The organism is Collinsella sp. LCP19S3_D5, assembly GCF_052121415.1.
In the GTDB taxonomy this organism is placed as follows: Bacteria; Actinomycetota; Coriobacteriia; order Coriobacteriales; family Coriobacteriaceae; genus Collinsella.
In genome coordinates this window covers 1-13,689 of sequence record NZ_JBQKEH010000009.1, presented here as the reverse complement: position 1 = coordinate 13,689, position 13,689 = coordinate 1, and the positions used below count along the sequence as shown (strand labels likewise).

Annotated in this window: 9 protein-coding genes and 1 rRNA gene; 4 read left to right on the top strand and 6 right to left on the bottom strand. The window is 58.0% G+C overall.

The window, feature by feature from the left end; genetic code table 11:
- Nucleotides 1-2 precede the first annotated feature (2 nt).
- Nucleotides 3-503, bottom strand: a complete 501-nt coding sequence (gene ybaK, locus ACTQXO_RS05025; RefSeq protein ID WP_427718664.1) for a Cys-tRNA(Pro) deacylase — start codon at nucleotides 501-503, stop codon at nucleotides 3-5.
- Between the two features lie 134 nt (nucleotides 504-637).
- Nucleotides 638-3,517 carry an excinuclease ABC subunit UvrA gene (gene uvrA / locus ACTQXO_RS05020; protein WP_441545511.1) on the bottom strand — a complete coding sequence of 960 codons (2,880 nt, stop codon included), beginning with the start codon at nucleotides 3,515-3,517 and terminating at the stop codon, nucleotides 638-640.
- A gap of 193 nt (nucleotides 3,518-3,710) precedes the next feature.
- Here uvrA and ACTQXO_RS05015 point away from each other — a divergent pair, with 193 nt between their 5' ends.
- The 4 genes from ACTQXO_RS05015 (at nucleotide 3,711) to ACTQXO_RS05000 (ending at nucleotide 9,833) form a co-directional block, all read left to right on the top strand.
- Complete coding sequence (locus tag ACTQXO_RS05015; RefSeq protein ID WP_441038763.1) at nucleotides 3,711-5,864, top strand: LTA synthase family protein; 2,154 nt, start codon at nucleotides 3,711-3,713, stop codon at nucleotides 5,862-5,864.
- Nucleotides 5,865-6,009: 145 nt separating this feature from the next.
- Entirely contained in the window at nucleotides 6,010-6,840 is an 831-nt protein-coding gene (locus ACTQXO_RS05010; protein ID WP_427718672.1) for an Mrp/NBP35 family ATP-binding protein, read from the top strand.
- Nucleotides 6,841-8,112, top strand: coding sequence for an NAD(P)/FAD-dependent oxidoreductase (locus ACTQXO_RS05005; protein ID WP_441038764.1), 1,272 nt, complete (start codon nucleotides 6,841-6,843; stop codon nucleotides 8,110-8,112).
- Between the two features lie 80 nt (nucleotides 8,113-8,192).
- Nucleotides 8,193-9,833, top strand: coding sequence for an NAD(P)/FAD-dependent oxidoreductase (locus tag ACTQXO_RS05000; protein ID WP_441032768.1), 1,641 nt, complete (start codon nucleotides 8,193-8,195; stop codon nucleotides 9,831-9,833).
- 65 nt (nucleotides 9,834-9,898) lie between these two features.
- On the opposite strand, the gene uvrB is transcribed toward ACTQXO_RS05000, so the two are convergent.
- The 4 genes from uvrB to rrf all read right to left on the bottom strand — a co-directional run.
- Complete coding sequence (gene uvrB / locus ACTQXO_RS04995; protein WP_441032771.1) at nucleotides 9,899-12,139, bottom strand: excinuclease ABC subunit UvrB; 2,241 nt, start codon at nucleotides 12,137-12,139, stop codon at nucleotides 9,899-9,901.
- Between the two features lie 51 nt (nucleotides 12,140-12,190).
- Entirely contained in the window at nucleotides 12,191-12,772 is a 582-nt protein-coding gene (locus tag ACTQXO_RS04990) for a lytic transglycosylase domain-containing protein (protein WP_441032774.1), read from the bottom strand.
- Nucleotides 12,765-13,406 (bottom strand): dephospho-CoA kinase, encoded by a 642-nt coding sequence (gene coaE / locus ACTQXO_RS04985; RefSeq protein ID WP_441032777.1) that lies wholly within the window; start codon nucleotides 13,404-13,406, stop codon nucleotides 12,765-12,767. The genes ACTQXO_RS04990 and coaE overlap by 8 nt, the downstream gene beginning before the upstream one ends.
- Nucleotides 13,407-13,598: 192 nt before the next feature.
- A 5S ribosomal RNA gene (gene rrf / locus ACTQXO_RS04980) occupies nucleotides 13,599-13,689 on the bottom strand; the annotation flags it as partial.

The window sequence follows — 13,689 nt, the reverse complement described above, 5'->3', positions numbered from 1 at the left end:
GCTCAGTCCTCTCTCGTGATCGGGGCAACCGTCGCCCCGCAAAATGCAACTAAGTCGTCGGGGGCAAGCTCAAGTTGATAGCCACGCTTACCGCCTGAGATAAAAATGGTATCCCAAAGGACGCATGTCTCATCGATCAGCGTCCGAAAGCGTTTTTTCATGCCGACTGGACTGCAGCCGCCCCGGACATACCCCGTCGCGGCAAGCAAGTCCTTGACATGCATCATGGTCAGCGACTTTTCACCAGCGGCGCGCGCTGCGGCCTTTAGGTCAAGCTCGTCGGCAACGGGAATACAGCACACAACGTGTTCGTTGGACGGCGTCACGCAAACCAAGGTCTTAAACCCCTGGCCAGGCTCCTCGCCAAGTTGTTCCAAAATTGCAACGCCTAAACCCACCGACTCATCGCCATCGTCTTCATACGTATGGAGAATATAGGAGATGCCGGCGTTTTCCAGCTCGCGCATCGCATTGGTTTTCGGCGTCTTTGCAGCCTTTGCCATGGCATGTCCCTTCCCTCGCATTCGAACGTAACGCCTAAGTATATGTCCAATTTAGCCGCATACGTCATCTCGACACACAGAAGCGCCACCGAATCGAAAGGAATCGGTGGCGCTTCTCGTCCGACGGCGTCTCTTTACTGGGCGTCGAGTTGTGCCTGGCGCTCGCGGTCGCGCTTGAGCAGCGGTGCCAAGAACTTGCCCGTGTAACTCTGCGAACATGCCGCGACCTGCTCCGGCGTACCCGAGACCACGACGGTTCCGCCGCCATTGCCGCCCTCGGGACCCATATCGATCAGGCGGTCGGCAACCTTGATGACATCAAGGTTGTGTTCAATCACCAGCACCGTGTTGCCCGCATCGACCAAGCGCTGCAGCACATCGAGCAGCTGGCGGACGTCCTCAAAATGAAGGCCGGTCGTCGGCTCGTCCAAAATATAGAACGTCTTGCCCGTCTGGCGTCGATGAAGCTCCTTGGCGAGTTTCACACGCTGCGCCTCGCCGCCCGAAAGCGTCGTGGCAGGCTGCCCCAAACTCACATAGCCCAAGCCAACGTCATACAAAGTCTGAAGCTTGCGCTTAATCTGCGGGATATTCCCAAAGAAGGCCAGCGCCTCGGTGACGCTCATGTCGAGCACGTCCGAGATGGTCTTGCCACGGTAGGTGACCTCGAGTGTCTCGCGGTTGTAGCGTTTACCGCCGCAAACTTCGCAGGGAACGTAGATATCGGGAAGAAAGTGCATCTCGATCTTGATCTGTCCGTCGCCCTTGCACGCCTCACAGCGCCCGCCACTCACATTAAAGGAAAAACGACCCGGCGAGTAGCCGCGCGCCTTCGACTCCGGCGTACTCGCAAACAGCGCGCGAAGATCATCCCACAGGCCAATATAGGTAGCAGGGTTGGAACGCGGTGTGCGGCCAATCGGCGACTGGTCGATATCGATAACCTTATCGATACACTCGATGCCCTCGATTTTCTTATACGGACCCACAGGGCGCGTCGAACGGTGAATAGCATTCGTAAGGGCAGGCGCAATGGTGTCGGTAACCAGGGAGCTCTTGCCCGATCCCGACACGCCGGTAACAACCGTAAGCGTACCAAACTCGATCTTGGCAGTAACGTTTTTGAGGTTGTTAGCTCGAGCGCCCGTAATTTTAAGGCAGCCGCGACCGGGCTTGCGCCGTTCATCAGGCACCCGGATCATTCGTTTGCCGGTCAGATAAGCGCCCGTCATCGACTCAGGACACGCCATGATATCGGCAGGCGTTCCCGCCGCGACTACGTGTCCGCCGTTGACGCCGGCGCCGGGCCCCATGTCGATCACGTAGTCGGCGGCACGGATCGTGTCCTCGTCGTGTTCGACGACGATGACGGTATTGCCGATATCGCGCAGACGCTCAAGGGTCTTGATCAGGCGCTCGTTATCGCGCTGATGAAGGCCGATCGATGGCTCGTCCAAAATGTACAGGACACCCATGAGGCCGGCGCCGATCTGTGTTGCCAGGCGAATACGCTGCGCCTCGCCACCAGAAAGCGTCGCCGAGGCACGATCGAGCGTCAGATAGTCGAGTCCAACATCGACCAGAAAACGCAAGCGCTCCAGGATTTCCTTGACGATGCGCCCGCCGATAAACTGTTGGCGCTCGGTGAGCTCCAGGCCCTCAAAAAACTCGAGCGACTCACGGCACGACAGGCAACAAACCTCGTAAATGGACTTGCCGCCCACGGTGACGGCGAGCATCTCGGGGCGCAAACGAGCGCCGTGGCAGCTCGAGCACGGTTCCTCGCGAATGTACTTCTCCAAGCGCGCCTTGGTGTTCTCGTTCGTCGTCTCGGTATAGCGTTCGTACAGGATGTTGCGAACGCCCGAAAACTTGGTATCCCACTGGCTACGACGTCCGTCGAGCTTTTGGTAGTCAACCGAGATCTTCGTATCGCCCAGGCCATCCAAGAATGCACGACGCACGCGAGGGGGCAAGTCCTCCCACGGCGTATCGGCGCTTACCTTAAAGTGTTTACAGACCGCAGCAAAAATCTGCGGGTAGTAGTTCGAATTGCCAAACAGGCTACCAAAGACTCCGTCGGCAACGGACTTCGAGGGGTCCTCGATCAGCGCCTCGGCATCAACGGTTTTCTTAAAGCCCAGGCCGTCGCACTCAGGACATGCGCCATAGGGAGCGTTAAACGAAAAATCACGCGGCTGAAGATCGTCAATGGAGTGTCCATGCTCCGGGCACGCCAAGGCCAACGAATACTCCAGCAGCTCGCCCTCGGTCCCCTCGGGAGCATCACGATCGGGCAGCATGTACACATTTACATTGCCGTGAGCCAGCGCGGTCGCCTGCTCAACAGACTCGGCGATACGGCCCAGAGAGTTCCCACGGATCACGATGCGATCGACCACGACCTCGATATCGTGCTTGAACTTCTTGTCCAGATCGATTGGATCGTCGAGCGAGCGCACTTCACCGTCGACACGCACGCGGCTAAAGCCCTCGGCACGAAGGTCCTCAAACAGTTTGGTGTACTCGCCTTTTCGCCCGCGCACCACCGGTGCCAGCACAAACGCGCGGCGACCCTCCCCCGCCGCCAAGACCTTGTCGGCAACCTGGTCGGTCGTCTGGCGCTCAATGACGCGGCCGCATTCGGGACAGTGCGGGGTGCCCACACGGGCGAACAGCAGGCGCAGATAGTCATAAATCTCGGTTACGGTGCCAACCGTCGAGCGAGGGTTTTTAGACGTCGTCTTTTGGTCGATCGACACCGCCGGCGAAAGGCCGTCGATTGAATCCAAGTCGGGTTTGTCCATCTGGCCCAAGAACTGGCGCGCATAGCTCGAAAGGCTCTCGACGTATCGACGCTGGCCCTCGGCATAGATAGTGTCAAATGCCAGCGAGCTCTTGCCCGAGCCAGAAAGACCGGTAATGACCACGAGTTGGTCACGCGGAATGGAAACATCGATATCACGGAGGTTGTGCTCACGAGCGCCGCGAATAACGATAGAAGAATCAGACATGGAAGCTCCTTGCCTCCTATTGCATCGAATCATACTGCCGATGAGTTTAGCGCACTCGACGCGCACAGATGTTCGTAATACAAGATTCCCAGACCTTTAGCTTTGCGTATCGGGCGCTTTGTTTCTCGAAATGCCGTGGAAAGGTTACAGTAATCTAATACTGAACTTAATTTGCTGTAACAGAGGAACGTCCATGACCGAAGATATCCCCCCTGAAATCACTTCGAGTGACATGGCCAATCTGCCCATATTCATCGCCGTCCTTATCGTGGCCACCGTCGTCGTGCGCGTGTATTTTTCAATCAAACACAATGAAAAGCCGCCCATTGCCCGCGTCTTTTGGTGCGCGACGCTCCTCATCCCGCTCGGCATGGTAGCTGCATGGATTACGAATCAATTGCTCGTAAATGAGGGCAGTTCCCTATGGGTCCTTTCTTATTCGGCGCTCGGTGCCGCCGCCGTCATACTTCTTGTCGAGCCCTTGGTTTCGGGACTTATCGACCAAACCGATCTTGCGACGGGAACGGTTGCCTGTATTTGCCGTGACATCCTTGTCATCGCCGCTGTTTCAGCGCTCTCGTTCGTTTCACTCGAAATTGCCTGCAACGAAACGTTCTATCGCATTCCCGCCAACTCATTCGGGTTTTCCGTCGGGCTGCTCGCGACGGTTCTGCTCTCCCTTTATTTGCTGGGACAGCGTCATGGAGGCGTCATGGTCCTCGTGCCCGTCGTCTGTTGCATCCTTGGCATTGCCGAGCACTTCGTCATAACGTTTAAAGGCGAGGCCATCCTGCCAAGCGATATCTTGGCCCTTGGCACCGCAATGGAAGTGAGCGAGGGATACGAGTTTACCTTTACCGCCGGAATCGTAACCTCTCTAGCCCTGCTAGAGATTTCCCTGGGGCTTCTTTCGCTTATCCGACCGAGAAAGCTCCGTACGCCCACCCATGTCTTCCCCGCAATCGCCGCTAACCTCTGCGCTTTTCTGCTAGTGACCGTTGTGGGGCTCTCGGGCTTTTCCAGCATCGACTTGGAGCAGGCGCTGAATTTTGGATTTGACCGTTGGCAGCCCATCACCACGTATGCGTCTCAGGGTTTTATCACTTCGTTCACCGAAATGGTCAACGAGTTGCCCATTGAGAAGCCCGAAGACTATACGCCCGATGAGGCGCAGAGCATCGAGCAGGAGCTCGCCGCCACCTACGACAGCACGTATGGCTCGAGCGAGCAGCGCGCGGCGGCCGTTGCCCAGTTCAATGAAATCAAGCCGACGATTGTTGCCGTCATGAACGAGAGTTTTAGCGACCTTTCGTGCTTTGAGCAGCTCCAGGCGGCCGGGTACACCGGCCCCGCATTCTACAACTCGCTTCCCGACACACTTGTTCGCGGCACCATGCTCGCTTCGGTCGCCGGTGGCGGAACGGCGAACTCCGAATTCGAATTTTTGACCGGAGCGACAACGGCCTTTGTCGGATTAGGCAAAATCCCCTATCAGCTATATCAGATGAATGGCGTCAGCAGCCTGGCAAAGGACCTTAAGGAGCTTGGGTATACCGCTACCGCTATGCACCCGCAAAACCCCGTCAACTACCATCGAGATAAAATCTATCAGCAGCTGGGCTTTGGAGACTTTCTTTCAATCGGCGATTTCGAAGGTGCGCCCTGTTACCATGCCGGCGTATGCGACTACGCCACCTACGACAAGATACTCGACCTGCTTAGAACCGACGAAGCCCCGCAGTTCATCTTTGACGTCACGATGCAAAATCACGGCGGCTACGACTATGGCACCGTTCCCGCCGAGGAGCTGACAAACTATTGGGTCGAGGGAGCCAGCGAGGGCGCCAATAGCGCGCTCAATACCTATCTTACCTGCATCAACGCATCCGACCGGGACCTCGAGTACTTTATCAACGAGCTCCGCAATATCGGCAGACCGGTTGTCCTTGTCTTTTTTGGCGACCATCAGCCGAGCGCCGCAACGACTCTCAACGACGAGCTGCACCCTCAGGAAGATACGGCAAGCCACGCTTTCCGTATCTATCAGTCGACCTATTTCGTCTGGGCTAACTATGAAATCGCCGGTAATACCGAGCTCAACGTCTACGACACCGTCGGGGCAAACGAGATTGCAGCCATTACCCTTAATAAGATCGGCGCCCCGCTCACCGACTATCAAAAGGCTCTGCTTGCAACAAGGTCAGATGTGCCCACCATCAATGTCGCCGGCTATCTTGGTGCCGACGGGCTGCGCTACGACTTGGAATCTGAAGACAGCCCATACGCCTCGACGATCGACAAGCTGCAGCGCATCCAATACCTCGAGTTCGCCAGCAAAGTTCAGTAAGCCCGCTCATTCGCTTGGGCCCATCGTATTGCAAGCACGCTCGGCCCAAATGCATCACAAATGACTCCCGCTCGCAAACGAGGGTACAATGACGCTCGTGTCACATCACGGGGCCCCGGCCCCAACATATACAAAGGAGTCATACATGGGTTGCGAGCACGCACAGGCCGCCGGCGGACAAACGTCGCCGTCGCAATTTGAGGAGAACACGCTGTCCGAGGTCAAACGCGTCATCGCCGTGCTTTCCGGCAAAGGCGGTGTCGGCAAGTCGTTTGTCACCGGTGCCATCGCCACCGAGCTTGCCCGTCACGGCCACAAGGTCGGCGTCCTCGATGCCGACATCACCGGTCCCTCTATCCCCAAGATGTTCGGTATGAGCGGACGCCACGTCCATGCCCTTGGCAACCTTATGCTGCCCGAAATCTCCGAGCACGGCGTCAAGGTCATGAGCTCCAACCTGCTGCTCCAAAACGAGACCGACCCCGTCCTTTGGCGCGGTCCGGTCATCGCAGGCGCCATTAGGCAGTTCTGGAGCGAGACCTCGTGGGGCCCCATCGACTACCTGCTGGTCGACATGCCTCCGGGAACAGGCGACGTCGCGCTCACCGTCTTCCAGTCGCTGCCCGTCGACGGCATCGTCATCGTCACGAGCCCGCAGGATCTGGTCTCGATGATTGTCGCCAAGGCGGTCAACATGGCCGAGAAGATGAACGTCCCCATTCTGGGCATTGTCGAGAACATGAGCTATATTGAGTGCCCCGACTGCGGCAAGAAGATCGAGGTCTTTGGCAAGAGCAAGCTCCCCGAGGTCGCAGAGCGCTATAACCTCGACATCTTGGGCCAGCTTCCCATTAATCCGGCACTCGCCGAGGCCTGCGATAAGGGCGAGGTCGAGACCGCGCTGCCCGACGGCATGTTGCCCCAGGCCGTCTCTGCCGTCGAGGCCATTGCCCCGCACGAGACCGACGAGGCCTAAGTGAACACGAGCGCCTTCTATGACGTCCTGGTAATCGGCGGCGGGGCTTCAGGCCTCGCCGCCGCCATTACGGCCGCACGCGCGGGTAAAAGCGTCTGCATCGTTGAGCGCGATGTCGCGTGCGGCCTTAAGCTGCTTGCGACCGGAAACGGTCGCTGCAACCTCTCCAACGAATCGATTGATCCTCAGCGGTATAACCACCCCGCATTCGTTGAATCCGTCATGAGCCCCCAGCCCGAGCAAGAGCTTATGGGTTTCTTCTCCTCGCTGGGCATCATGACAACCTCCGAGGAAGGCCGGCTGTACCCGCGCTCGCTTCGCGCCGAATCGGTGCGCGACGCGCTTCTCAACGTTTGCGACCGCCTAGGTATCACCTTAATCTGCGGGGCCAACGTTGCCTCGGCGCACAAAGCTTCCGAAGGCTGGGCACTCCAAATAAACCGTCCAGCGCGGGCGCTCAAGGCAAAAAAGCACGACGACCGAAAATCGGAGCTCCGCTCGCTTCGGAAGGCACTCGCCGATGTCCCTCGCAAGAACGAGGCCCTGCAGGCGCGCGCCGTAATTATCGCCACGGGTGGCAACCCCACCGGTATCGCCGATACGTTTCGCCTCCCCCTCACTTCGTTGCGCCCCATCCTCTGTCCCGTATCGGCAACGGTCGTTGGCGATCGGGCGGCACTCAAGACGTTGGATGGTCTGCGCGTCCGCGCCCGCTTGACGCTCACCCGAAACCATAGGGAGCTCTGGCACGAAGACGGTGAAGTGCTGTTTCGAACCTTCGGTATCTCTGGCGTCGCTGTCTTCAACCTCTCCCGTCGTATCCAGCGCGGCGATACGATCCTGCTCGACGTTTTCCCCGACCTCTCTAAAGACGAGTTGCTCGATATGCTTAACCGGCGCGTTGAGCTGCTCGGCGGCTTTTCGCCCCGCGATCCCCGTTGGCTCGACGGCATGCTCGCCCCGCAACTCTCCCGCGTCGTCTGCACAGCGTTCGAGCAGTGCCATCCAGGCTCCAACGATGTCATCCACCTGGTCTCGATCCTCAAGCACTTTAAGTTGCTCGTCGAGGGAACAGCCGAGGAGCGCTCGGCGCAGGTCACGCGGGGTGGCGTATCTGTCGAGAGCATCTCAACACCCAGTCTACGCGCGCGCAGCGTTGTCGACGCCCCGCTTTACGTCTGCGGCGAAGCGCTCGACATCGACGCCGATTGCGGAGGCTTTAACCTTGCGTGGGCCTGGATCTCGGGCATTCGCGCTGCAAGCAGCCTGTAGCCGCACAGTCTATAATCAAAAACGCATTCGGGCCGCCTGGGATACCGGACGGCCCCTTTCTTGCCTCTAAGGAGACCTCGATGATCGAACTCACCCAAGTCAACGCGTCGCTCGATGAAGCCGGCGATGAAAATGCCTGCCTCATTGTTGGCAAGCGATTCGCCAAGCGCGTCCTACGTTGCAAGGACTCCGAGATCAAGTCCATCGAGCTCCACCGCAAGTCAATCGACGCTCGCAAAAAACGAGACGTCCATTTTATCCTGAGCTTTCGTGTTGAGCTGACTAGTCCCCACCTCGAGCGAGAAGCGGTCGACAGCGTTGCCGAGCGTGACCGCTCGCGCGTACGCGCGATAGAAGACGATGAATCTTCATTCCCCTCCCCCGTTTCCGGCGCACCCAAAGAGCGCCCCGTCGTCGTCGGTGCCGGATGCGCCGGCCTTTTCGCCGCACTCACCCTTGCCGAAGCAGGTCTGAAGCCCTTGCTCATCGAGCGCGGCGACCCGGCATTTCGCCGCTCGCAGGCGATCGACCTCTTTCTAAAGGAGCGCATCCTCGACCCCGAGAGCAATATTCAGTTTGGTCTGGGCGGCGCGGGGACCTTCTCGGACGGCAAGCTCAATACGGGAACAAAAAATCCCGCCCATCGCCTTATCCTCGAAACCTTCGTCGAGGCAGGTGCGCCCCGCGATATTCTGTGGGATGCCAAGCCGCACATTGGCTCCGACATCCTTCCCACGGTTGTCACCGCTATATCCCAGCGCATCGAGCAGCTCGGAGGTGTCGTCCGTTATCGAACAAAACTCGTCGACATTCGCATCGACGCGTCTGGCGCCATCACCGGTATTGATGTCCAATCGTCCCAAGACGCCGCTTACGAGCCAATTGTGACAAAGCACCTCATCCTCGCCTGCGGGCATTCTGCTCGCGATATTTTTGAACTCCTTAAGGACCACAACGTGGCCCTCGCACAAAAGACCTTTGCCATGGGCGTTCGCATCGAGCATCCGCAGCGCGACATCGACCGAGCCCAATATGGAGCCTCGGCGGGACATCCTGCCCTCGGAGCAGCCCCCTACAAACTCGTCGCCCGTCTTCCCAACGGCCGCAGCGTGTTCTCGTTTTGCATGTGCCCCGGCGGGCAGGTTGTCGCCGCCTCTTCCGAGCAGGGCCACCTGTGCGTCAACGGCGCCAGCCTCAATGCCCGCGACGGCCGTAACGCAAATGCCGCCCTGCTCGTTAACGTCACGCCTGAGGACCTTCCCGACGATGACCCGCTCGCCGGCATCGAGCTCCAGCGCGCCTGCGAGGCGGCCGCCTATCGCCTGGGCGGTTCCAACTGGAACGCACCGGCACAACTCGTCGGAGATTTCCTCGCAGGACGCGCCAGCAAGGCGCCCGGAAAGGTAAAGCCCACCTATCCGCTCGGTGTGACCTGGACGGCAATTGACGAAGCCCTACCGCAGCATATCGTCGAGTCGCTCCGCCTGGGACTTCCCCTACTCGGAAAAAAGCTACGGGGCTACGACCGCCCCGATGCCGTTCTTACCGGCGTGGAGACTCGTTCGAGCTCACCGGTCACTGTCACCCGAGACCGAACGTGCCATGCCGTGTCGACCCCGGGCCTCTACCCTTGTGGTGAGGGAGCTGGATATGCCGGAGGCATCATGAGCGCGGCCACCGACGGTATCCGTTGTGCCGAAGCCCTGATCGCAGACCTCTAGCGAACGAATTCCAGCGCGCAAAAGACACAGGCCCCGAGCTCCCTATGGAGCTCGGGGCCTGTTCGCTATTTCTTAAACCGTGCACCCTGTCGTTTTCTGCCCGATGCGAACGTGGAACCCTTGCGGGCCTGCGAACGCAAGCGCTCGATCGTCTCGTCCTCAGACGCACCCTCGAGCATCGCCCGAATCTGAACGACAGCATCACGCAGGCGCGCCGCCTCCTCAAAGTCCATGGCGGCAGAAGCGTTACGCATATCCTCTTCCATGGTTTCGACGATCCGCACAAGCTCGTCATGCGGTAGTTCTTCCAACTGCTCCGCAAGTGTCTGCTCGGGCGCCACCGTTTCCGGCACACCGCCCTCGCCCGACTCATCGGGCGTATAGAATGCGCCATGGCCAAGAGAGTCGCCCTTCGAGCGTCCCTTGGAGCCCACAGTTTTTTCGGCCTCGGCAATAAAACTTGAGATGTCGTTGATGGCCTTGCGCACTGTCTTGGGCACAATGCCATGTTCGTCGTTATATGCCATCTGAATCTCGCGACGGCGCCGCGTCTCCTCGATGGCCGCTTTCATCGAATCGGTCACAACGTCTGCATACATGATGACTTCGCCATCGGCGTTACGGGCCGCACGGCCAATCGTCTGAATCAGCGAACGGCGGTTGCGCAAGAAGCCTTCCTTATCGGCATCGAGAATTGCCACCAGTGAGACCTCGGGAAGATCCAAGCCCTCGCGAAGCAGGTTGATGCCAACGAGAACATCGATCTTGCCCTCGCGCAGCGTTCGCAGGATCTCGACACGGTCCATTGTCGCCGTATCAGAGTGCATGTAATTGACCTTAATGCCCGCATCAAGTAGATGGTCGGTCAGGTCCTCGGCCATGCGCTTGGTCAACGTGGTCACCAGCACGCGCTCCTTGCGGGCAACACGCTCGCGAATCTCGTCCTCAAGATCGTCAATCTGACCGCGAACGGGACGCACGTCGATCTTGGGATCGAGCAGGCCGGTCGGACGAATAATCTGCTCCACGTCGTTTTGGCTCACCCGCAGCTCGTAGTCGCCCGGCGTTGCCGAAACATAGATGAACTGGGGGATTCTCGCCTCAAACTCATCGAAACGAAGCGGGCGATTGTCGAGCGCCGAGGGCAGGCGAAAACCATGCTCAACAAGCGTAACTTTGCGCGATCGGTCGCCTTCGTGCATGCCGCGAATCTGTGGCACCGTCACGTGGCTCTCGTCTATGATGCAGAGCATGTCCTTGGGGAAGTAATCAATCAAGGTAAACGGCGGTTCGCCCGGCTTACGCCCGTCCAGATGACGCGAGTAGTTCTCGATGCCGTTGCAAAAGCCCATCGTCTCGAGCATCTCGAGGTCATAATCGGTCCGTTGCTGTAGACGTTGCGCCTCGAGCAACTTGTCGGTCGCCTTGAGCTCCGCGACGCGCTTCTCGCACTCTTCACTGATTGACTTCAAGGCCGCCTTGACCTTGGGCTTCTCGGTCACATAGTGCGATGCCGGCCACACGGGAATAGCCTCATACTCACGAAGCATCTCACCGGTAACCTCATCGATTTCGGCGATAAGCTCGACCTCATCGCCAAAGAACTCAAATCGCAACGGATGCTCGGCATAGGGCGGATACACATCGACAACATCACCGCGCACGCGGAAGGTGCCACGCGCCAAGTCATAGTCGTTCCGGTCGTACTGAATGTCGATGAGCGCATGGATAAAGTCATCGCGCTCGAGCGGTACTTTCTTGTCGACATTCGGCGCCAGCCCCGCATAGTCCTCAGGAGAGCCGATGCCATAGATGCAGGACACCGAAGCAACGACGATCACATCGCGTCGAGAAAGCAACGAGGCGGTCGCCTGATGTCGAAGCATCTCGACTTCTTCGTTAATCGAAGCATCCTTCTCGATATACGTATCGCTTTGCGGCACATATGCCTCGGGCTGATAGTAGTCGTAGTACGAGACGAAGTAGACCACGGCGTTGTTGGGAAAGAATTCTTTGAGCTCGCTCGCAAGCTGGGCGGCGAGGGTTTTGTTGGGAGCCATGACCAGCGTTGGCTTACCGAGAGCTTCGATGGTCTTGGCCATGGTAAAGGTCTTGCCCGAGCCGGTCACGCCAAGCAAAACCTGATACCGGTCTCCGTCCCTCACACCCTGCACAAGCGACTCAATGGCCTTTGGCTGGGAACCTGCAGGCTCATAGGGAGACACGACCTCAAACGGTACCTCGGAGCCCTCAACGCCAAAGCGCTTGAGCTCTCCGCCAACACGCTCAACTTCAAAATCCGCCATGGATACTCCTAACTCATACATCTGCAGTATACGCAGGCGGCAAGCATAGTCCTATACGAACCGGTCCGGATAGAGGGTCTTATAGCGAATCCAGGCATTATTGACACGAATCAAATAGGCTTGCGTCTCAGGAAAGGCAATCGCGTTGTGGAGCGATGTGTTTTGCTGCGCCCACCCATCGACATTGCCCATTCCGGCATTGTAAGCAGCAATAGCGCTATCCGTCGAACCATTGAAATATGTCAGCAGGTACGAGAGGTACGCGCACCCAAATTCGATATTCGAAGCGGGGTCATTCAGGTTATCGGCAGAATACTCATCCCCGTCGACAAGGCCCTTAGCGATCATATCCTGAGCGGTTTCGGGCATAAGTTGCATGAGACCTTGGGCGCCCTGGTTTGATTCCGCCTCGGGATCCCAGTTTGATTCCGACTTGATGACGGCACACACCAGATACGGATCGAGATTATGCGAAATACTGGACTGCTTTACATACGCCTCATAGTCGATCGGATAGAACGGTTTAAAGAAAGCGGCGGGAGCACACGAGTAAACGAGCGAGATAAGGCCAAAGACGAAAACGACAACCAGCGGCACAAGGCGATACCACGTAAAGAAACGCGTCTTAGGCATCTGTCGTCCCCTTATCCATAGCAACCATAAGGCCATGGCGAGCAAGCCACGCGTCCAGTTGTTCAAAAAGCGAGCTGTCGCCCGCTGCGTTATCAATCACGGTCGTGGCGAGACTGCAAAGCGAAGACTCATCGGGTTGGCAAGCACAGCGAGCATCAAAATCGGATGGCACCATACCACGGTGAATAGCGCGTTCGCGACGGACCGCTAAAGGAGCGCTAACAACCATAATTTCATCCGCAAGGCCAAAGGCGTCCTCAAAGCCAGTCGGAGCAGATACTTCGACCGCCGCAAAGGGATAGCGGGGAGACGAGACCGTACAGCAAACAGGATCGAGAATCCTCAGCGAAAGCTGCTCAATGAGAGCGGGGTGCACAATACTATTGAGCCTTGCAACCGTATCGGGAGAAACAAAAGCTCGAGAAGCGAGGACGTTACGTCGAACACCGCCATCATCGTCCAAAATATCCCAGCCAAACTCTTCAGCAAGAGCATTGACGATATCCGACCCCGGCACGTACAGCGATTTGGCAAGAACGTCTAAATCGATAAGCAGGGCTCCGCGAGATTCCAGAAAGCGGCAGGCAGTCGATTTACCCGAAGCAATATTGCCCAAAACGAAAACGGTAAACATCAAGCCCTCCCTAACGTCAATGCGAGTAATTATCGCGCAAATACAAAGCGACGGTTCAAAAAACAGCCAAACAGTAAGAGAGTCAAAGGAAAAGTCCGTTCACAAGGCACAGCTTGTATATAGCGCAAAAAAGGGGGAGGCCGCGAGGCCTCCCCCTTCCCAGTCCAAGCGCACGGCTCGGTGCCGTCCACCGGTCAGCGGCGCCCTGGCCTCCCACGGGCTGGCCCCGCAGTACTCTCGGCGCGATGGGGCTTAGCTTCCGGGTTCGGAACGGGACCGGGCG

Coding starts and splice junctions, on each gene's coding strand:
- ybaK (WP_427718664.1), bottom strand. CDS start 503: ATGGCAAAGGCTGCAAAGACGCCGAAAACCAATGCGATGCGCGAGCTG.
- uvrA (WP_441545511.1), bottom strand. CDS start 3,517: ATGTCTGATTCTTCTATCGTTATTCGCGGCGCTCGTGAGCACAACCTC.
- ACTQXO_RS05015 (WP_441038763.1), top strand. CDS start 3,711: ATGACCGAAGATATCCCCCCTGAAATCACTTCGAGTGACATGGCCAAT.
- ACTQXO_RS05010 (WP_427718672.1), top strand. CDS start 6,010: ATGGGTTGCGAGCACGCACAGGCCGCCGGCGGACAAACGTCGCCGTCG.
- ACTQXO_RS05000 (WP_441032768.1), top strand. CDS start 8,193: ATGATCGAACTCACCCAAGTCAACGCGTCGCTCGATGAAGCCGGCGAT.
- uvrB (WP_441032771.1), bottom strand. CDS start 12,139: ATGGCGGATTTTGAAGTTGAGCGTGTTGGCGGAGAGCTCAAGCGCTTT.
- ACTQXO_RS04990 (WP_441032774.1), bottom strand. CDS start 12,772: ATGCCTAAGACGCGTTTCTTTACGTGGTATCGCCTTGTGCCGCTGGTT.
- coaE (WP_441032777.1), bottom strand. CDS start 13,406: ATGTTTACCGTTTTCGTTTTGGGCAATATTGCTTCGGGTAAATCGACT.